This window comes from Promicromonospora kroppenstedtii (genome assembly GCF_044389675.1).
Classification (GTDB): Bacteria; Actinomycetota; Actinomycetes; order Actinomycetales; family Cellulomonadaceae; genus Promicromonospora; species Promicromonospora kroppenstedtii.
The window spans coordinates 12931-30611 of record NZ_JBIRYI010000002.1; the positions used below are offsets into that span (position 1 = coordinate 12931).

27 protein-coding genes are annotated in these 17681 nt (G+C 71.9%); 18 read left to right on the forward strand and 9 right to left on the reverse strand.

The window, feature by feature from the left end:
* Positions 1-18 precede the first annotated feature (18 nt).
* The 7 genes from ACH47X_RS03815 to ACH47X_RS03845 all read left to right on the forward strand — a co-directional run bounded on the left by ACH47X_RS03815 (position 19) and on the right by ACH47X_RS03845 (position 4706).
* Positions 19-882: an alpha/beta fold hydrolase gene (locus tag ACH47X_RS03815; protein WP_397401547.1), complete on the forward strand. Its 864-nt coding sequence runs from the start codon at positions 19-21 to the stop codon at positions 880-882.
* Positions 883-951: 69 nt separating this feature from the next.
* The gene (locus ACH47X_RS03820; RefSeq protein ID WP_397401549.1) at positions 952-2340 is read left to right on the forward strand and encodes an FAD-binding oxidoreductase; all 1389 of its coding nucleotides are present in this window, start codon (positions 952-954) and stop codon (positions 2338-2340) included.
* 103 nt (positions 2341-2443) lie between these two features.
* Positions 2444-2863, forward strand: a complete 420-nt coding sequence (locus ACH47X_RS03825; RefSeq protein ID WP_397401551.1) for a MarR family winged helix-turn-helix transcriptional regulator — start codon at positions 2444-2446, stop codon at positions 2861-2863.
* Positions 2864-2972: 109 nt separating this feature from the next.
* On the forward strand, positions 2973-3446 hold the full coding sequence (locus ACH47X_RS03830; RefSeq protein WP_397401553.1) for a hypothetical protein: 474 nt from the start codon (positions 2973-2975) through the stop codon (positions 3444-3446).
* Positions 3443-3706, forward strand: a complete 264-nt coding sequence (locus ACH47X_RS03835; RefSeq protein ID WP_397401555.1) for a hypothetical protein — start codon at positions 3443-3445, stop codon at positions 3704-3706. The genes ACH47X_RS03830 and ACH47X_RS03835 overlap by 4 nt, the downstream gene beginning before the upstream one ends.
* Positions 3703-4044, forward strand: a complete 342-nt coding sequence (locus tag ACH47X_RS03840) for a rhodanese-like domain-containing protein (RefSeq protein WP_397401557.1) — start codon at positions 3703-3705, stop codon at positions 4042-4044. Before ACH47X_RS03835 ends, ACH47X_RS03840 begins: the two co-directional genes overlap by 4 nt.
* Before the next feature lie 89 nt (positions 4045-4133).
* Positions 4134-4706 (forward strand): hypothetical protein, encoded by a 573-nt coding sequence (locus tag ACH47X_RS03845; RefSeq protein WP_397401559.1) that lies wholly within the window; start codon positions 4134-4136, stop codon positions 4704-4706.
* A gap of 65 nt (positions 4707-4771) precedes the next feature.
* Here ACH47X_RS03845 and ACH47X_RS03850 read toward each other — a convergent pair whose 3' ends face one another.
* Together ACH47X_RS03850 and ACH47X_RS03855 are read right to left on the reverse strand one after the other, a co-directional pair.
* Complete coding sequence (locus ACH47X_RS03850; protein WP_397401561.1) at positions 4772-5170, reverse strand: CBS domain-containing protein; 399 nt, start codon at positions 5168-5170, stop codon at positions 4772-4774.
* A 49-nt stretch (positions 5171-5219) separates the two neighbouring features.
* Positions 5220-5441 carry a CDGSH iron-sulfur domain-containing protein gene (locus ACH47X_RS03855; RefSeq protein WP_397401563.1) on the reverse strand — a complete coding sequence of 74 codons (222 nt, stop codon included), beginning with the start codon at positions 5439-5441 and terminating at the stop codon, positions 5220-5222.
* Between the two features lie 170 nt (positions 5442-5611).
* Between ACH47X_RS03855 and ACH47X_RS03860 the strand changes: the two genes are divergently transcribed.
* Positions 5612-6754 (forward strand): iron-containing redox enzyme family protein, encoded by a 1143-nt coding sequence (locus ACH47X_RS03860; RefSeq protein ID WP_397401565.1) that lies wholly within the window; start codon positions 5612-5614, stop codon positions 6752-6754.
* A 22-nt stretch (positions 6755-6776) separates the two neighbouring features.
* Here ACH47X_RS03860 and ACH47X_RS03865 read toward each other — a convergent pair whose 3' ends face one another.
* Complete coding sequence (locus ACH47X_RS03865) at positions 6777-6959, reverse strand: hypothetical protein (RefSeq protein WP_397401567.1); 183 nt, start codon at positions 6957-6959, stop codon at positions 6777-6779.
* Between the two features lie 102 nt (positions 6960-7061).
* Positions 7062-7481: a CBS domain-containing protein gene (locus ACH47X_RS03870; protein ID WP_036961686.1), complete on the reverse strand. Its 420-nt coding sequence runs from the start codon at positions 7479-7481 to the stop codon at positions 7062-7064.
* A 222-nt stretch (positions 7482-7703) separates the two neighbouring features.
* On the opposite strand from ACH47X_RS03870, the gene ACH47X_RS03875 reads away from it, so the two are divergent.
* The 10 genes from ACH47X_RS03875 (at position 7704) to ACH47X_RS03920 (ending at position 13443) form a co-directional block, all read left to right on the forward strand.
* Positions 7704-8399 carry a hypothetical protein gene (locus ACH47X_RS03875; protein ID WP_397401569.1) on the forward strand — a complete coding sequence of 232 codons (696 nt, stop codon included), beginning with the start codon at positions 7704-7706 and terminating at the stop codon, positions 8397-8399.
* Positions 8400-8453: 54 nt separating this feature from the next.
* Complete coding sequence (locus ACH47X_RS03880) at positions 8454-9407, forward strand: SRPBCC family protein (protein ID WP_397401571.1); 954 nt, start codon at positions 8454-8456, stop codon at positions 9405-9407.
* 7 nt (positions 9408-9414) lie between these two features.
* A complete protein-coding gene (gene gvpJ / locus ACH47X_RS03885) occupies positions 9415-9894 on the forward strand; it encodes a gas vesicle protein GvpJ (RefSeq protein WP_397401573.1) in 480 nt (159 codons plus the stop codon).
* A 26-nt stretch (positions 9895-9920) separates the two neighbouring features.
* Positions 9921-10655: a GvpL/GvpF family gas vesicle protein gene (locus tag ACH47X_RS03890; protein WP_397401575.1), complete on the forward strand. Its 735-nt coding sequence runs from the start codon at positions 9921-9923 to the stop codon at positions 10653-10655.
* A gap of 3 nt (positions 10656-10658) precedes the next feature.
* Complete coding sequence (locus ACH47X_RS03895; RefSeq protein ID WP_397401577.1) at positions 10659-10910, forward strand: gas vesicle protein GvpG; 252 nt, start codon at positions 10659-10661, stop codon at positions 10908-10910.
* Entirely contained in the window at positions 10903-11205 is a 303-nt protein-coding gene (gene gvpO, locus ACH47X_RS03900) for a gas vesicle protein GvpO (protein WP_397401579.1), read from the forward strand. The genes ACH47X_RS03895 and gvpO overlap by 8 nt, the downstream gene beginning before the upstream one ends.
* Before the next feature lie 127 nt (positions 11206-11332).
* Positions 11333-11701, forward strand: coding sequence for a gas vesicle protein (locus ACH47X_RS03905; protein ID WP_397401581.1), 369 nt, complete (start codon positions 11333-11335; stop codon positions 11699-11701).
* On the forward strand, positions 11698-12354 hold the full coding sequence (locus ACH47X_RS03910; protein WP_397401583.1) for a gas vesicle protein: 657 nt from the start codon (positions 11698-11700) through the stop codon (positions 12352-12354). Before ACH47X_RS03905 ends, ACH47X_RS03910 begins: the two co-directional genes overlap by 4 nt.
* Positions 12341-12658: a gas vesicle protein K gene (locus tag ACH47X_RS03915; RefSeq protein WP_036961669.1), complete on the forward strand. Its 318-nt coding sequence runs from the start codon at positions 12341-12343 to the stop codon at positions 12656-12658. The genes ACH47X_RS03910 and ACH47X_RS03915 overlap by 14 nt, the downstream gene beginning before the upstream one ends.
* Positions 12655-13443: a GvpL/GvpF family gas vesicle protein gene (locus ACH47X_RS03920; protein WP_397401585.1), complete on the forward strand. Its 789-nt coding sequence runs from the start codon at positions 12655-12657 to the stop codon at positions 13441-13443. Before ACH47X_RS03915 ends, ACH47X_RS03920 begins: the two co-directional genes overlap by 4 nt.
* A 23-nt stretch (positions 13444-13466) precedes the next feature.
* Here the strand turns inward: ACH47X_RS03920 and ACH47X_RS03925 are convergent, their stop codons facing one another.
* The 5 genes from ACH47X_RS03925 to ACH47X_RS03945 form a co-directional block, all read right to left on the reverse strand.
* Positions 13467-13916, reverse strand: coding sequence for an SRPBCC family protein (locus ACH47X_RS03925; protein ID WP_397401587.1), 450 nt, complete (start codon positions 13914-13916; stop codon positions 13467-13469).
* Complete coding sequence (locus ACH47X_RS03930; RefSeq protein WP_397401590.1) at positions 13913-15265, reverse strand: cytochrome P450; 1353 nt, start codon at positions 15263-15265, stop codon at positions 13913-13915. Before ACH47X_RS03930 ends, ACH47X_RS03925 begins: the two co-directional genes overlap by 4 nt.
* 7 nt (positions 15266-15272) lie before the next feature.
* Positions 15273-16463: a zinc-dependent alcohol dehydrogenase gene (locus ACH47X_RS03935; RefSeq protein ID WP_397401592.1), complete on the reverse strand. Its 1191-nt coding sequence runs from the start codon at positions 16461-16463 to the stop codon at positions 15273-15275.
* A 60-nt stretch (positions 16464-16523) separates the two neighbouring features.
* The gene (locus tag ACH47X_RS03940) at positions 16524-16916 is read right to left on the reverse strand and encodes a CBS domain-containing protein (protein ID WP_397401594.1); all 393 of its coding nucleotides are present in this window, start codon (positions 16914-16916) and stop codon (positions 16524-16526) included.
* 68 nt (positions 16917-16984) lie between these two features.
* Positions 16985-17605 (reverse strand): superoxide dismutase, encoded by a 621-nt coding sequence (locus tag ACH47X_RS03945; protein ID WP_397401596.1) that lies wholly within the window; start codon positions 17603-17605, stop codon positions 16985-16987.
* Positions 17606-17681: the final 76 nt, after the last annotated feature.

The window sequence follows — 17681 nt, forward strand, 5'->3', positions numbered from 1 at the left end:
GACAGCTACGCTCCGCTGGTGAGCAAGACGCGGCGTGGTGTGGTGCGGGCCCCCGACGGAACCGAGATCGCCTACCGGACCCACGGCGACGGCGAGCCGGTCGTGCTGGTGCACGGCACCGGACTCTCCCAGGTCGTGTGGCGAGGCCTCGGGTACGTCGACGCCCTCTCCGATTACCAGGTCATCACGCTGGACCTTCGCGGACACGGACGCAGCGGCCGCCCGTCGTCGCCGTCGGACTACACCGCGGCGCGGTTCGCCTCCGACGTCGTGGCCGTCCTGGACGCGCTCGCGATCCCCCGGGCGCACTACCTCGGCTACTCACTCGGAGCACGGATCGGCTTCACGCTCCTCGGCGTCGGGCCCGACCGGCTCACGTCGTTCGTCTCGCTCGGCGGCACCCATCGCAGCACGGCCGGTGGTCCGGCAGAGGTGTTCTTCCCGGACTTCGACGAGGCACTGCGCCGCGGCGGCATGGCCGGGTTCGTGGAGGGCTGGGGACGCCATCGCGGAGCGCCGCTGGACCCCCAGACCTCACTGGCGTTCCGGGCGAACGACCCGGCGGCGATGCGCGCGATCCTCGCCGCGATCGAGCACGAGCCAGGCGTGCCTGCAGCCCGGCTCGCACACGTCACCACACCGACCCTGCTGCTGGCGGGCGACAGGGACCGGGCACGCCTGGACGCCTCGCGCGAGGCGGCACGCGTCATGCGCAACGCCCGGGTCCTGGAGCTCGAAGGGCACGACCACGCGACGACGCTCAGCGACCGGGAAGGCGTCCTCAGCCACGTCGTCCCGTTCCTGCGGGCGGTGACGGGAGTCCCGGGCCCTGTCGGAGCGGATGCACGAAACCCCAGGTCGGAGAACCTTTCGGAACCGTAATAAGTCGGCCTGAAGGCACCGCGGGGACCTACGGTCGGGCGCACCGCAACCCAACGAACGAGGAGCACGATGCCCCCGCAGACCCTGGACGCCGATCGGCTGCGAGCCGACCTCCACGGCCGCCTCGTCCTGCCCGGCGAACCGGACTGGGACGACGCACGCCGGGCGTGGCAGCTGACGGCAGACCAGCATCCCGATGCCGTCGTCCTCGCCGCCACCGAGAGCGACGCGATCGCCACCGTGAACGCCGCCCGGGAGGCCGGCCTCCGGGTCGCGGCGCAGTCGACCGGTCACAACGCGGGCCCGCTGGGACCGCTGGCCGGCACGATCCTGCTGCGCACCTCCGGCCTTGCCAGCACCACGACAGACGTCGCCGCGGGCACCGTGCGCGTGGAGGCAGGCGTGACATGGGGCGCCCTGACCGCCGCCGTCGCACCGCACGGGCTCTCCGGCCTGCCCGGCACCGCGGCCGACGTCGGCGTCGTGGGCTACACCCTCGGTGGTGGCCTGTCCTGGCTGGGGCGCGCGCACGGCCTGGCCTCCAACCACGTCATCTCGGCCGACGTGGTGACCGCCGACGGCGTGCTGCGCCACGTCGATGCCGTGAGCGACCCCGAGCTCTTCTGGGCGATCCGTGGCGGCGGCGGCAGCTTCGCCGTCGTGACGGCACTGGAGATCAGCCTGGTGCGGGTGCCCGACCTGCACGGCGGGACCCTCTTCTTCCCGCTGGAGCGCGCCTCCGAGGTGCTGCACGCCTGGCGGGAGTGGACCGGCACCGCACCGGACGAGATCACCTCGCTCGGCCGCCTGCTGCGGTTCCCTCCGCTGCCCGAGCTGCCGGAGGCGGTGCGCGGCCGGTCGTTCGCCGTCGTCGAGCTGGTCTCCCTGCTCGGGCAGGAGGCCACCGACGCCGCGCTCGCGCCGCTCCGCGCGCTCGTCCCGGACCTGGACACGGCCAGCGCGTGCGGCCCCGCGGAGCTGGCCGCCATCCACATGGACCCGCCGGCTCCGGTGCCCGCCACCGGTGACGGGTTCCTGCTCAGGGACCTGCCCGCGGCCGCCCTCGACGCCTTCCTGTCAGTCACCGGACCGGACCAGGACTTCCCCGTGCTGGGCACGGAGATCCGGCACCTGGGCGGAGCACTCGCTCCGGCTCCGTCGGCAGAGGGCGCGCGGGGCGGCGCCGTCAGCGCCCTCGACGCGGGGTACGCCGTCTTCTCGGCCGCGCTCACTCCCGACGAGGCCGCCGCCAAGGCGGCCCACGGCCACCTCGACGCGCTGCGCGCCGCCCTCGACGACTGGGTGGCGCCGACGTCGTACCTGAACTTCACGGAGCGTCCCGGCGGGGCCCCCTTCGCCGACGCCGACACGCTCGCGCGCCTGCGACGGGTCAAGCACCGCTACGACCCCACGGACCTCGTCCGGGGGAACCACCCGGTCGAGCCCTCGGCCGGCTGATCCACACCGGACGTGCCACTGGGTTGGCCCTCGGGCCGGCCGCGTGGCGCGCCTGGGCGTCGATGAAGGGCCTTGATCCGACCCTGGCAACTAGCCTGCTGCCATGCCCGAGAAACCGCCGTTCAGCCCGACCGTCGCCCTGCTCACGGTCAGCCGGGTGTGGGACGCCGCCTTCGCCGACGCGCTCAAGCCGCTCGGCCTGACGACCCGCAAGTACGGTCTGCTCGGCCACATCCGCGCGACGCCGGACGTCTCCTTCAGCGAGCTGGCCCGCCGTTCGCGGATCACCGTGCAGAGCGCCCACACCGCCGTCGCCGCCTTCGCCGCCGACGGCCTGGTCGAGGACACCACCGCCCGCGCCGGCGCGGCCTCTCGGCTGCGGGTCACCACTGCCGGCGAGCGACTCCTGGAGCAGGCGGCGGAGCGGGTCGCCGCGCTCGACGCCCGGTTCGCCGAGGAGTACCCCGTACTCACCGAGGGACTGCGGCGACAGATCGAGGAGCGCATGTCGCGGAACGGATGACGCGAGGCGTTGGGTTCCGGCCCGCGGACCGGAACGGGCCGTCCGTTCCGGGAGCGGGGCAACCTTCAGGCGGTCTGAAGCATGACCATCCTTCAGTTAGGCTGAAGGTATGGAGAATCTGCTGCTGTCCGCGCACGTGCTCGCGGGCATCCTGTTCGTCGGTCCCGTGGCGGTGACCACAAGTCTGTTCCCACGCTTCGCGCCCGTGTCCGCCGGCACTTCGACCGACGTTTCGGCCACGCCCGGCTCCCCCGTCCGGAACGAGCGCAGCGCCTCGGTGGCCCGGATGCTGCACGGCGTCACCCGCGTCTACGGTGTCCTGGCCCTCGTGGTACCCGTGCTCGGTCTCGTGCTGGCGGCCGTCCAGGGCCGTCTCGGCGAGGTCTGGGTCATCGTGGCTATGGTCCTCACGGCCGTCGCGGGCGGGCTGCTCGCGCTACGCATCGCCCCGGCCCAGCGGGCCGTGCTGGAGGTCCCCGGCGACGCCGCCCGGCTGCGTGGGCTGAGCATGCTGACCGGCGTCTTCAACCTGCTGTGGGCCGCGGTCGTGGTGCTCATGGTCGTGCGTCCGGGGTCGGTATGAGGCCGCTGCTGCGCACCCTCGAGGTGCTCTCGGTGCTGGAGCTGGTGAGCGTGGCCGCCCTGCTCGCCAACCTGGCCACGGTGCACGTCGACGGCGTCGCGTCGGCGCTCGGGCCCGCGCACGGCGCCCTCTACCTGGCGGTGGCGGTCACGGCCCTGCTCGGCCAGGGGCTCCTGCTCCGCACGCGCCTCCTGGCGCTCGTCCCGGTGTTCGGCGGCGTCTTCACCCTGGTGAACGTGCGACGGGAAACACGCCGGTGAGCCTGCGTCACTATGTCCACCGTCCGCCCGAGGTGGGTGTGGCCGAGGCGCTCCGGCTCATCGAGGACGGCGCGCTGGTGGTGGATGTGCGCCGCGAGCGGGAGTGGCGCAACCACCACGTGCCCGGGTCGGTGCACCTGCCGCTGGACGAGCTGACCGACCGCGCCGAGGAGCTGCCCGAGGACCGCGTGCTGATCGCGTTCTGCACCGGAGGCCTGCTGTCCCGGGGCGCGGCCAACCTCCTGACCGAACTCGGGTTCGACGCGGTGAGCCTCGCCCGCGGCCTGATGGCGTGGCGCGCCGCGGGCGGAGCACTGGAAGGCGAGCGGGTGGGCTGACACCGGGCACCTCCGGCGTCAGCGCTTGGTGCGGATGACCGGGCTCGGTGCGAAACTGGGTGCCACCTACCCCGACCCCGCGGAGGGCCATGCGCGGCACGACCGTCGAGCACCTGCTCCTGCCGGGCGACGTGGTGCGGGCCGCTGTGGCGGTCAGTGTCGTGGTCGGTGGCGCGACCTTCGGCGGTCCGGCCGCGGCACTGTTCCTCCTCGTGCTCGGCGGGGCACTCGTCCCCCGCCTCCTGGGCCTGCGCACCGTGCTCGACGTCTGCTTCGGCAGCTGCCTCCTGCTGGCGGCCTGGGCGGCGCTGCTCCGGTGGTACGAAGCCGTCTCGTGGCTCGACCTCCTGGTGCACGCCGTCTGCACGGGCCTCGTCGCCGCCGTCGGTGTCCTCGCCCTGGTCCGCTCGCGGGTGGTGGCGCCCTGGGCGTCCGGCTGGAGGCGCGCCGGCCTGATCGTGACGACCACGGCAGTGGGCGCACTGGGCGCGGTGCTCTGGGAGCTCGGGGAATGGGCCGGGTACACCTATGTCGACGACGAGATCCGCGTCGGGTACGCGGACACGATCGGCGACCTCGCGTTCGGCCTGCTCGGCGCGCTGGCCGCCGGCGTCGTCATCGCCGTTTGGCGACCCGCTCAGGACTCCGACGATGCCCGCTGACCCCAACCCGACCGTCTCCGTGGTGGTGCCCGTGCCCCGCCGCGGTGGTGTCGGGGCCACCAGCCTCACCAGGGGACGAGGGCGATCGTCGGGTCACGTCTGATCGCGAGGTCGCCGAAGGTGAGGATTCCGACGAGCATGTCTCCGTCCAGCACCGGGACGCGGCGGACCCCGGCCGCGTGCATCACGTCGAACGCGCTCTCGACGAGGTCGGCGTGGCGGACGGTGACGACCTGGCCGCTCGTGACCTGCTGCACGGTGGCGTCCGCCCCGAGCCCGGCGGCGAGACCGCGCACCACCAGGTCTCGGTCGGTGACGACGCCGACCACCCTGCGCCCTGCCCGCACGACCAGCGCCCCGATGTCGTGCTCGGCCATCTCCTGGGCGGCCTGGCGGAGCGTCTCGGTCGCCTCCACCGTGGCCGGTACCGGCGTCATGAAGTCGGCTACGAGCGGATGGTCCATGGCGCGCCCTTTCCTGTCGTCGGTCGAGACCGTTCCGCCGGTGCGCGGATCAGCCGTCGGACCGGTACCCGTTCACCTTGTGCGTGCCGTCGCACCAGGGCGCGATGGCGGTGCCACCGCAGCGGCACAGGGCCACGGTCGCGCGGTTGCGCGGCACGGGCTCGCCGTTCTGGTCCACGACCGTGAAGGAGCCGCGCACCAGCAGCGGACCGTCGGGACACGCGAAGACGGTGGCCCCGCCGGAGGGCGCGCCCTCTGCTGATTCCGCCATGCCGCCCCCAAGGTCCGTCCCTCATGACTTCCTCCTCAACGTAGGACGATCGCCGCCACTCGCAACCTCGCGCGTCCCGCTCGTCCCCCTTGCGAGCAGGCAGCTCCGTGCACACGATGACGCGACAACCCCGACGTGCCGCCGCGCACCGCACCACGCAGGGAGCTTCCATGACTGCCGTGACCGCCAGGACGTCCTCGCGGACGCAGGACCGCGCTACGCACGGCGTGGCGGAGCAGGAGGCACGCCGGACCCGGCGGCTCCCGCTCCCACGAGCCCGCGGCCCGCTGAGCGCCGCTCTCCTCGCGACGCTCACCGCCGGTCCGCCCACGCAGGACTCGCAGGCGGGTGTCGCGACGTTGCGCGAGGCCGCCGCTGACCTCGTCCGGGGAGGCCGCGACGTCCTCCAGGACGACGACGTTCAGCTCACGCTCACCGTGCTGTACGAGCTGCACCACCGCGGTGTCGACGAGGTCGACGACGCGTGGGAGTGGGAGCCCGGGCTGCTCGCCGTCCGCCAGTCGCTGGAGCGCCCGTTCGAGGCCGCCGTGTGGTCCCGCGCCGGCCAGCCGAGCTGCGTCGAGACGGACGCCGCGGGCGTAGCCCGGCGCCTGTTCCAGCTCGTCGCGGCCGACGACGCACCGAGCCTGGCGCGCTACGTCGCCAAGGACGCCGACTCCGGGCAGGCCCGCGAGTACCTCGTGCTCAAGTCGCTCTACCAGCTGAAGGAGGCCGACCCGCACACGTGGGCCATCCCCCGGCTCGCCGGCGCGCCCAAGGCCGCGCTGGTCGAGATCCAGACGGACGAGTACGGCGGTGGCCAGGCAGGTCACATGCATGCGGAGCTCTTTGCCCGGGCCATGCGCGGCGCCGGGCTCGACGACGCGTACGGCCGGTACGTCGACGCAGTGCCCGTCCCGGTGCTCGTCGCGCTCAACATGATGTCGCTGTTCGGTCTGCACCGACGGCTCCGGGGCGCGATCGTAGGACACCTGGCCGCGTACGAGATGACGTCGTCTGTCCCCAGCCGGCTGTACGGCAACGGCTTTCGCCGGCTCGGCCACGACGCGGACACCACCCGCTACTTCGACGAGCACGTCGAGGCCGACGCGGTGCACGAGCAGATCGCCGGCCGAGACCTGGCCGGCCGCCTTGCCGAGCAGGAGCCGGGCCTGCGGGACGACATCCTCCTGGGCGCCGCTGCCTGCCTGGCGATCGAGGGGGACGTGGCCGCCTTCGCACTCGACCGTTGGAAGAAGGGTGACTCGTCCCTGCTGGTCCCGCTGGACGACGTCTCGACGTCAGGCAGCTGAGCGCGGACCTGTCCCGCGTCACCTATCCCGCGTCGAAGCGGTCCTCGCCCTCCTCGTCCGGGTTGTCCTCCGGATCCTCACCAGGGATCCCGGGGCGGTCCGGGTGCGGCTTCAGCCGGTCGGCCTCTTCCTTGGACGGCACATGTCCGCCGGACGTGGACCCGGTGTCGTCGGTCGGCGTCGGGCGGCGGTCGTCGTCTTCCATGCTCACTCCTCCGTTGCGTGGTCGGGCCGGTACCGGCCCCGGCCGGGATGCGGCCGCATCAGGTCCCTACGGGTCGGACCGGACCGATCAGCAGGTCTCGGTTCACCGGTTGGGCTCCGACCGGGAGATGTCCGCGAGCGCCGACGTCGGGTCGCGCTCGAGGGCGAGGTCACCGATGGAGACGATCCCGACAAGGGTGTCGCCGTCCAGGACGGGGACTCTACGAACCGCGGCCTTGCGCATCACCTCTACCGCGGTCTCGACGGGATCGGTGTGTCCGACGGTGACGACCTGGCCCGTCACGAGCTGTTGCACGGGGGTGTCGGTGGCGAGTCCGGCCGCCAGCCCGCGTACGACGAGGTCGCGGTCGGTGACGATGCCCACCGCGGCGGTACCGGCGCGGACCACGAGTGCTCCGATGTCCTGTTCGGCCATCGTCTGTGCGACGGTCCGGAGTGTGTCGGTGATGTCGACGGTGGTCGGCGACGGGGTCATGACGTCAGCGACGGTCTGCTGGGTCATCGCGCGCTCCTCACGTGGTGGACGACGGCGGGCTGCTTCACCGGCGTACTCACCCTGTGCCCGCGGCGCGGCACTCGCAATGTCAGGTGCGGGCCCTGGCCGCCGGAGACGAGCTCCTGGCGCCGGGACGCGACTCCAAAACCTCGGTGCTAGCCTGAAAATGCGGACCCCCCACGGCGCGATGGCGCGTCGTCTGCTCCTCAGGGTCCCTAGGGAATCACCATGGACGACAAGCTCAAGTTCGCAGCGGTCCTGCTCGGTGGGTACGTCTTGGGACGGACCAAGAGGATGAAGCTGGCGCTGGCCGTTGCCGGCGCACTCGCCGTCAGAGAGCTCCGGTCCAACCCGGATCTCCTTAAGGCCGGCAGCTCCGTGCTCTCCTCCCCCTCGGTCAAGAAGCTCACCGACGAGCTCTCCGGCCGGCTCGTCGAAGCAGGCAAGACAGCCGCTGTGGCGGCGGCGGCCAAACGGGTCGACGGGCTCGTCTCGAACCTGGAGAAACGCGCGAGCGCGCGGCAGGCCGAGCACGGTCCGGACGAGGACGAGCCCGCGGACGCTCCCGAGGAGTCACCCGAGCCGACCGAGGAGTCGGCCGACGAGGAGTCGGCCGACGAGGAGTCGGCCGACGAGGAGACCGAGGAGCCGTCGGACGAGGAAGAGACGGCACAGGAGGACGAGCCGGCCCAGGAGGACGAGGAGGCGCCGGCCGCCAAGCGGAGCAGCCGGGGAAGCTCGACGTCCGGCGGGGCCCGCTCCTCGCGCTCCTCGGCGCAGAGCGGCTCGAGGCAGAGCAGCTCGAAGCAGAGCAGCTCCAAGCAGGGCACCTCGAAGCAGGGCACCTCGAAGCAGAGCAGCTCGGGCACCCGGGCCAGGAAGTCGTCGGGCACCAGCTCCGCAAGGAGGTCCGGCTCCCGCTAGTCGGGCCCGGACACGATGCCGACGGACGAGGTCGGCGCCGGAAAGGAGCATTCCATGAGCAACGAGTCCACCGGTACGACGGACCGCGCAGGTTCGCAGCCGCTCACTGCCCTCAAGGAGTCGGCCGGCGGATACGTCAAGGCGCTGGCGAGCCACGCGGTCGACAGCCTCACCGACCGGGTGAGCGGGCTGAGCGAGCGGCTCACCGACTACGCGAACGGGTCCGGCGAGGGCGGAGGGGCCAAGGCGACCGCGGCCGCGAAGGGCGCCGAGGAGCTTGCGCAGGGCGCGTCGCCCGTCAAGGCAGGGCTGTCCGCGGCCGTGGCGGGCGTCAAGGACAAGTTCAAGGAGACGTTCGGCGGCGGGAGCGGCGGAGGCGGCGGAGGCAGCAAGAAGTTCGCCTTCAACAACATCGTCGAGTCCATCGACGTCGGCGCGCCGGTCGAGGTCGTCTTCAACGCGTGGACGTCGTACGAGAAGTGGCCGGAGTTCATGAAGAAGGTCGAGCACACCGAGCTCGACGAGGAGTCCGGGGAGGTCCAGCTCAAGGGGCAGGTGCTCTGGTCCCATCGGCAGTGGGACACCGTCATCACGGATCAGGTGCCCGACCAGCGGATCGTCTGGAAGTCCAGCGGGGCCAAAGGACATCTCAGCGGGGTCGTGACGTTCCACGAGCTGGCCGACGACCTGACACGTCTCGTCCTCGTCGTGTCGTACTACCCCCAGGGCTTCATGGAGAAGACCGGGAACATCTGGCGGGCGGTGAACAGACGGGTGCGCCTGGAGCTGAAGTACTTCGTCCGGCATGTCATGACCGAGTCGGTCCTGCGGCCGGAGGAGGACGAGGGCTTTCGCGCCGAGATCCGGGACGAGGAGATGATCCGGAGCCACCAGGACGTCGTCGAGGACGAGCAGGCTGCCCGGGACGACGAAGAGGGCGACGAAGAGGAAGAGGAAGAGACCGAGGAGACCGAGGAGACCGAGGACACAGGGTCCGAGAACAGGTAGGCGCGCCATGACCGAACTGAGTACCCGACCCCGCGGCTCGGGGTACCTCCAACGCCCGTCGTCCTCGTCGTTGGCGGACGTCATCAACATCATCCTCGACAAGGGCCTGGTGATCGACGCCTTCGTACGGGTGTCGCTCGTCGGGATCGAGGTGATCACCATCGACGCACGCATCGTCATCGCGAGCGTGGACACCTACCTGCGGTTCGCCGAGGCCACCAACCGCCTCGACCTGGCGAAGACCGGGGGTCGGGACCTGCCCGAGCTCGTGGAGGACGTCTCCCGGAGCGGGGCAAAGGGCAAGACCAAGGGGGTGCTGGCGAGCGCCAAGGAAGCCCTCGTGGGCAGCCACGAGGACAAGAACGAGTCCCGGGACACGCCATCCGACGAGGACGAGGGCGACGACGATGCCGATACCGAGCCCGCCCCACGACGCCGCGAGCAGCGCAGGCCCCGCCGGCGCGTCTCCGGTGAACGCTCCCGCTGAGCCCTCCGTCCACCGGTGAGCCGACCATGCTCTACCTCTACGGTCTGGTCCTTCCCACCACCGACGTGCCCGACGACGTCGACGGTCTCGGTGTCGGCGGGGTGCGCCTGGTCGGACTGGGCCAGATCGCCGCGCTGACCTCCGAGATCCCCGAGGCGGAGGTCATCGGGATGCCCGCCGAGGTACGCGCCTACACCGCGGTCCTCGACGGTGTGGCCGCCGAGCACCCGGTCCTCCCGTTGAAGTTCGGCACCGCCGTGCTCGACGAGGGAGCGGTGGACGACGCCTTTCCAGCCGAACGGCGCGCGTCGCTCGCCGCGGCGCTGCGCCGGCTGGACGGACTCGCCCAGTTCACACTCCAGGTCCGCTATGTCACCGACACGGTGCTCACCGAGCTGATCACGGAGGACACCGAGATCGCCGAGCTGCGCTCCTTCCTCCAGGTGCTGCCGACGGACACGGCCTACCAGGCCCGGATCCGCCTCGGCGAGCTGATCGTCCAGGGATTCGCCCGCAAGCGGGAGCACGACGTGGCCCTTCTGCGCGACGAGCTCGCACCGTTCGCGATCGAGCTCCAGGAGCACGAGACCGAACTCGTCGAGGACGTCGTGGAGGTGGCCGTGCTCGTCCGACGGACCGCGCTGACCACCTTCGAGGCAGCGCTCGAGAAGCTGGCCGCGAGCGCCTGGGGGCGGGCCACGTTCCGGCTCGTCGGGCCGCAGGCGCCCTACGACTTCGTCGACCTCGTGGGCGAGGGGTGAGTGATGGGCATTCTCTCCGGTCTCCTGTCGCTTCCGCTGGCTCCCGTCCGTGGGACGGTCTGGATCGCCGAGCAGGTGCTCGATGAGGCCGAGCGCCAGTACTACGACGCCGGGGCCCTGCGACGCCAGCTCGAAGAGGTGGCTCTGGCCCGGGACAGCGGCGATCTCGACGACGCGGAGGCTGATGCGCTGGAGGAACAGCTGATCACGCGGCTGATCGAGGCGAACCGGCGAAGCAGGGAGAGCCATGGGTGACGCCGACGAGCAGGTCGATGACCGGACCCGCGGCCGCTCCCTCACCGCCACCGAGGCGGCCGGCAGGGCGGCGGAGCAGCTCTCGCAGCTCATCACCCGCGAGCTCGAGAGCATCGTGGGGATCAGGTCCGAGGACGGCACGTTCACCGTCGTCATCGAGGTGGTCGAGGACCCGCACGTACCGAGCAGTGCCGACGTCATGGCGGAGTACGAGGTGCAGCTCGACGCGGAGGGCGAGCTGACCGGCTACCGGCGCCGGTCGCGGTACGTGCGCGGTCGCACGGAGGAGGGGTGACCGGCGTCCGGCGGCGGGCGACCTTCCGGACCGCGTGCCCACTCGGAGGAGGTGATCACGGATGAGCACGGCCGGCGACCGGGATAGCTCGATGGAGCCGCTACGAGTGCCCGACAGGTCACGCGTGATGGCTCCGCAGCACGACGCGAACGGCTCCCTCGACCACGTGATCGAGACGCTCCTGGACAAGGGGCTGGTCGTGAACGCGGACATCATGGTGTCGCTGGCAGGCGTGGAGCTCCTGGGCATCCGGATCCGGGCGGCCCTCGCGTCCTTCGAGACCGCGGCACGCTACGGGCTGGAGTTTCCTGCCGGCACCAACACCGAGACGGTCGCGTGGCGGCGCGCCGTCGAGCAGAAGGAGACGTGCCCGAGGTGCGGCAAGTCCTCCCCCAGGAAGCAGCTGCTCGAAGACCTCTGCCCCTGGTGCGGCTGGCGCAGCGCACTGGCCGAACGCGCTGCCGGTGAGATCACCGGTCAGGAGGAACCATCGTGATCGCCGAGATCCGGTCGCCCGTCGCCCCGGAGAGCGGGATGGAGCCGACCCACGACCTCCGCGCCGGCCTGTCCGACCTCCTTGACGTCGTGCTCGACAAGGGCGTCTACCTCGACCTCGACCTCGTCATCACGGTCGCCGACGTACCGCTGATCGGCGTCAGTCTGCGGGCTGCCGTCGCGGGCGTCGAGACGATGCTCGAGCACGGCCTCATGCAGGGCTGGGACGAGCAGATCCGCCGGTCGGGCCGCAGTGGCGCCGACCGAGAGGTACCCCTGCTCGACGGCGAGGAGGTCGTGCTGCGCCTGTCCGGCGGGCACCTTCAGGAGACGCCGTACCGGACCTGGCGACCAGGGATCGTCTACGTCACCTCGCAGCGGCTGCTCGTCTGGCGGCCGGACCCGCGAGAGCTGCTGTGGCAGGTGGCTCTGCGCGACGTGACCGCGGTGGAGCTGCGTCCCGAGGCGAGCGTGGGCGGAGCGGACCGGTTGCGGGTGTGCGTGGACACCCCTCAGGGACCCGCGCTGCTGACCGCGGCGGCACCCCGGAGGCTCTACGACACGCTCCGTGCGGGAGCTCTTGCCCAGCCCACCGAAGGAGTCGGGACACCCGGCCCGAACCCCCGAAGGGACGGCCACGATGCAGGTGGATGAGACGAGCCTCAAGAACGGGTTGCTCACCCTGGTCGTCACGCTGGTCGAGGTCATCGAGGAAGCACTGGAGAGCCAGGCGATCCGACGGATCGAGGGCGGCGAGCTCACCGACGACGAGCAGGAGCGCCTCGGGCAGGCGCTGCTCGACCTCGACGAGGCCATCACGCAGATCAAGGACGACCACGGGCTGACCGCGTCGGTCGCGGACCTCAGGCGGGGTCTGGACGACGTGGTCGGTGACCTCGTCGACCGCCTCGCCAACCCGGCGCGGTGGGTCCAGGAACCCGACGGGGCGCCTCGATGACCGCCGACCACCTGTACCTCTACGGCATCGTGGGCACCGCGCCCGCCGACCTCGGGACCGGTATCGACGCGCTGCCGCTGCACGCGGTGCCCGGGCCGCCGGGCGTGGCGGCGGTCGTGCACGGCCATGAGGGCGAGCCGTACCAGGGGGCGGATGCCGACGTCGAGCGGTGGGTGGTGGAGCACAGCACCGCGGTCGAGCGGGTGTGGCGGCTCACCGGGACGATCCTCCCGGCCACGTTCAACGTGATCGTCGCGCCGGAGGGGGCGATGACCGCGCATCACCGGCTGCAGGACTGGCTCGCAGCGCACGCCGACAGCCTGCGCGACCGCCTGGACGCACTGTCCGGGCGGGTCGAGCTGCGGGTGGAGATCGGGCTGGACCACCATCTGACGGCCGGGCGGCATCCGGACGTGGTCGCGGCGCGGACCGAGCTGGACGGTCGCCCACCGGGTGTCCAGCGCCTGCTCCGCAAGCGACTGGACCACCTGGAGCGCGACGTCACCGAGGCGGTGGCCCGTGAGCGGATCGACGGCTACCACCAGATCCTGAAGGGGGTCAGCGACGAGCTCGACGAGAACCGCCGGGCACGCCCCGGCCCCGACACCGCTCTTGTGCTGTCCGCCTCGCTGCTCGTCCGGGCGGACGCGGTGCAGGACGTCGGGGCGGCGCTGACGTCGATCCAGGAGGCAGAACCCGGGGCGCGCATCCGCTACCTCGGGCCCTGGCCTCCCTACTCCTTCGCCGACATCCTCAGGACAGCTCCGCCGGACGAGCCCGGCTGAGACCTCTTGTCGAGCGCGACCGGTCAGCGTACCTCGCCGCGCCAGGCCCCGTCCTCGGTGCCGCGGCCCTCGATGAACTCCTTGAACCGATCGAGGTCACCCTGGACCTGGCGGTCGTCCATGTGCAGCGCGCTGCCGATCTTCTCCACCGCGTCGTCCGGGGTCCAGTCGAGCTGCACCGTGACCCGCGACTGCTCGTCGTTCAGCCGGTGGAACGTGACGACACCGGCCTGCTCCGGTCCGGACACGCTCTTCCACGCGACGCGCTCGTCCGGGTGCTGCTCGGTGATCTGCGCGTCGAACTCGCGCTCGACGCCGCCCACCTTCGTCTTCCAGCGGGTCAGCGTCGGGTCGATCTGACGGATCTCCTCGACGCCTCCCATGAACCGGGGGAACTCCTCGAACTGCGTCCACTGGTTGTACGCCGTCCGCACCGGGACGTCGACGTCGACGGACTTCATGATGCTCGTCATGCGCTGCTCCTTCTCTCGGGTCCTTCCACCGTCGGGGCGGATCCGCCGACTCGCAGCCCGAACCGCAGGCCGAAGTGGTTCATCGTGGCCGGGAGCGGGTCGCTCGCGAGGTAGCGCCCGCGCTCGACCCGCAGATCGTGCGCGGCCAGGTGCGCGAGCAGGTGCGACGTGACCAGCAGGACGACGTTCCGGCCCGGGCACGAGACCGGGCCGCCGCTGAACGGCACCAGCCCCCAGTCGGCGTTGTTGCGGCCGTCCAGCCAGGCCTCGGGGGCGAAGCCGTCGGCATGGTCGAGCCGATCCGGGTCGCGGTGGAAGAACTCGCTCACGACGGCGAACCCGGTCCCGCCGGGCAGGGTGCGCTCGCCCCAGGTGGTCGGGCCGGTCGAGTCGCGCAGCACCACGAGCGTCGTCGGCCACAGACGCAGCGACTCCAGCACGCAGGCGCGCGCGTACGGCAGCAGCGCGGGCTCGACGCCGGGCGCCACCTCGGCAAGGACCCGCGCGCGTACCTCGGGCCGGGCGGCGACGACCGCCAGCGCCCGGAGGGTCGCTGCCCCGGCGGCGTCGAAGGCGAAGAGCCAGTGCGGCACCTGGCCCGGGGCCGTGACGGGTCCCGCGGCATGGGCGGCCGCGGCCAGCGTGCCGGGCTCCGGCACGGCGACATAGGACTCGATCCGGCGGCCGAGCTCGGCGCGGAGCCGGTCGTCGCGCGGGTGGAACCACGACCAGTTCGCGTCGCGGCGCAGCGCGTCGAGCACGTCCACGAGCTCGCGGTCGGCGCGTGCCGCCGGCCCGAGCACGACCTGGAGGACGATCTCCCACCAGGTGTCGGTGAACGTCGACGCGTCGAGTCCACCGGAGTCGTGCAGCCGCCGGGCCATGGCCGCCGCGCCGCGCCGTACGGCGTCGGTGAAGGCGGCTCCGTCGTCGTGCACGGGCATCTCGGGCCGCAGCACGGTCTCGTTGAAGGGGCGGCGATACCGCCGGTCGGTGGTAGTCGAGATCAGGACGCCGTCCGGCTGGAAGTGCCTGAGGGCGCCGATCTTCTCCCTGTTCGCGGGGGTGAACGGCTCGGGCGAGCCCTCGAGCAGGCGCTGGACGTCGCCCGGCTCGGTGACCACCACCAGGCGACGGGGCCCGATCCGCAGCACGAGCGGGGCGCCGTCGTGCCGTGCGCGCAGGCCGGCCAGAACCTTGCGCGCCGTGCGGTCGGTCTGGTGCCGTTCCGCCCAGGCGGTGGCGCGCGGACGGCGGATGATCGCGCCCTGGGCGACGAGCGGCGCGAGGACGGCGGTGGCCACCCGGGCCGCATCGGCCGGGTTCAGGTCGACGGGTGTGGACGTCATGGAGCCATCAGGCCGACGGGTCCAGCACGACCTTGATACAGCCGTCCTCCTTGCGCTGGAACATGTCGTACGCCGCGGGCGCCTGCTCCAGCGGCCAGCGGTGGGTCCGCAGGTCCAGAACGCTCAAGGGGTCGGCCGGGTCGCTCACCAGCGGCAGCAGGTCGTCCGTCCAGCGGCGCACGTTGGCCTGCCCCTGTCTGATCGTCACCTGCTTGTCGAAGAGCGTGAGCATCGGCAGCGGGTCCTTCGCACCGCCGTAGACGCCCGCCAGAGAGAGGACGCCGCCGCGGCGCACGAGGTCGATGCCAGTGAGCAGGGCAGCCAGCCGGTCCGTCCCCGCATGCTCGACCATCGGCTTGGCCAGCACGTCCGGCAGCACGCCGGCCGCCTTCTGCATCGCCTCCGCGACGGGTGACCCGTGCGCCTCCATGCCGACCGCGTCGATCACCGCGTCCGGGCCGCGCCCGTCGGTCAGGTCGCGGACGGCGCCGACGACGTCGGTCCGGTTCTGGTCGATCACCGTTGCCCCGTGCCGTGCCGCCAAGGCCAGCCGCTCGGGCACCAGGTCCACGCCGACCACCAGCCCGGCGCCCCGGTGCGCGGCGATCCGGGCCGCCATCTGGCCGATCGGGCCCAGGCCGAGCACGACGACCGACCCGCCCTCCGGGACCTGTGCGTACTCGACCGCCTGCCACGCCGTCGGCAGCACGTCCGACAGGTACAGGTAGCGCTCGTCGGGCTCGCCGTCGTCGGGCACCACGACCGGGCCGTACTGGGCCTGCGGGACCCGCAGGTACTGCGCCTGCCCACCGGGAACCTGCCCGTACAGCTTGGTGTACCCGAACAGTGCCGCTCCGCTGCCCTGGTCGGTGACCTGCGTGGTCTCGCACTGCGACTGCAGCCCGCGCTCGCACATCCAGCACCGGCCGCACGCGATCCCGAACGGGACGACCACACGGTCTCCGGGCGTCAGGCCGCCCGCCTCGGGGCCGACCTCCTCGACCACGCCCATCGCCTCGTGGCCCAGCACGTCGCCCTTGTCGATGAACGCGCCCAGCACGCTGTACAGGTGCAGGTCGGACCCGCAGATCGCGGTCGACGTGACGCGCACGATCGCGTCGGTCGGCTCCTGGATCACGGGATCGGGTACGTCCTCGACCCCGACCTGCTCCTGGCCCTGCCACGTCAGTGCTCTCATGTCCGCCGTCCGATCTGCGTCGTGTCCTTCCGGTCCCGGCACCAGCTCACGCCGGGTCGATCAGTCGTTCGGCGACGCCGACGAGATGTCCGCGAGTGCCGAGTCCGGGTCGAGGGAGACCGCGAGATCTCCGATCGAGACGATTCCCACCGCGGCGCCGTCGTGGACGACCGGCACCCGGCGTACCGCGGCCTCGTGCATCACCTGGACCGCTGTGGCCACGGAGTCGTCGGGACCGACGGCCACCAGGATCTTGCTCGTGACCTGGAGCACCGGGGCGTCAGGCCCCAGGCCCGCAGCCAGCCCCCGGACCACGAGGTCCCGGTCGGTGACCAGGCCCGCCAGCCGGGTGCCGTCCTGCACCAGCACCGCCCCGATGTCCTGCTCGGACATCGCCGTGGCCACGGCCCGGAGGGACTCGGTCGCCTCCAGGACGACGGGCGGACCGGTCATGTACGTGGAAACGGTGTGGGAGGCCATACGGTCCTCTTCTCCTGCGGAACGACGGGCCGATCGGCCCGTCAGACGGCGTGGGTCGACGTCGCGGCGCGGGCCTGGTCGAGCCGGCCGGCGACGTCGGGCCAGTTCGTCAGGTTCCAGAACGCCTTGACGTAGTCCGCCTTGACGTTCAGGTAGTCCAGGTAGAACGCGTGCTCCCACATGTCCAGCATGAGCAGCGGGGTGATCCCCAGGGGCACGTTGGCCTGCTGGTCGAAGAGCTGGAACACGAGGGGGCGCTGCCCGATGCCGTCCCAGCCGAGCACCGCCCAGCCCGAGCCCTGGATTCCTGTCGCCACCGCCGTGAAGTGGGCCTGGAACGCCGCGAACGAACCGAAGAACTCGGTGATCCCGGCGGCGAGCTCACCGTCCGGCTCGCCGCCGCCGTCGGGCGAGAGGTTGTTCCAGAACACGGTGTGGTTGATGTGGCCGCCCAGGTTGAACGCGAGGTTCTTCTCCGCCAGGTTCACCGTGGCGAGATCCCCGCTCTCGCGGGCCTCCTCCAGCGTCTCCAGCGCCTTGTTCGCGCCGTCCACGTAGGTGGCGTGGTGCTTGTCGTGGTGCAGCTCCATGATCCGGCCGCTGATGTGCGGCTCCAGCGCGGAGTAGTCGTAGGGCAGGTCGGGCAGCGTGTAGACCGTCATCTCGTGCTCCTCTCGCCGAGCGTTCCCGGGCCTGGTTCGCCCAGGCCGGCCCTCCCGACGCTAGGACGGACCCACG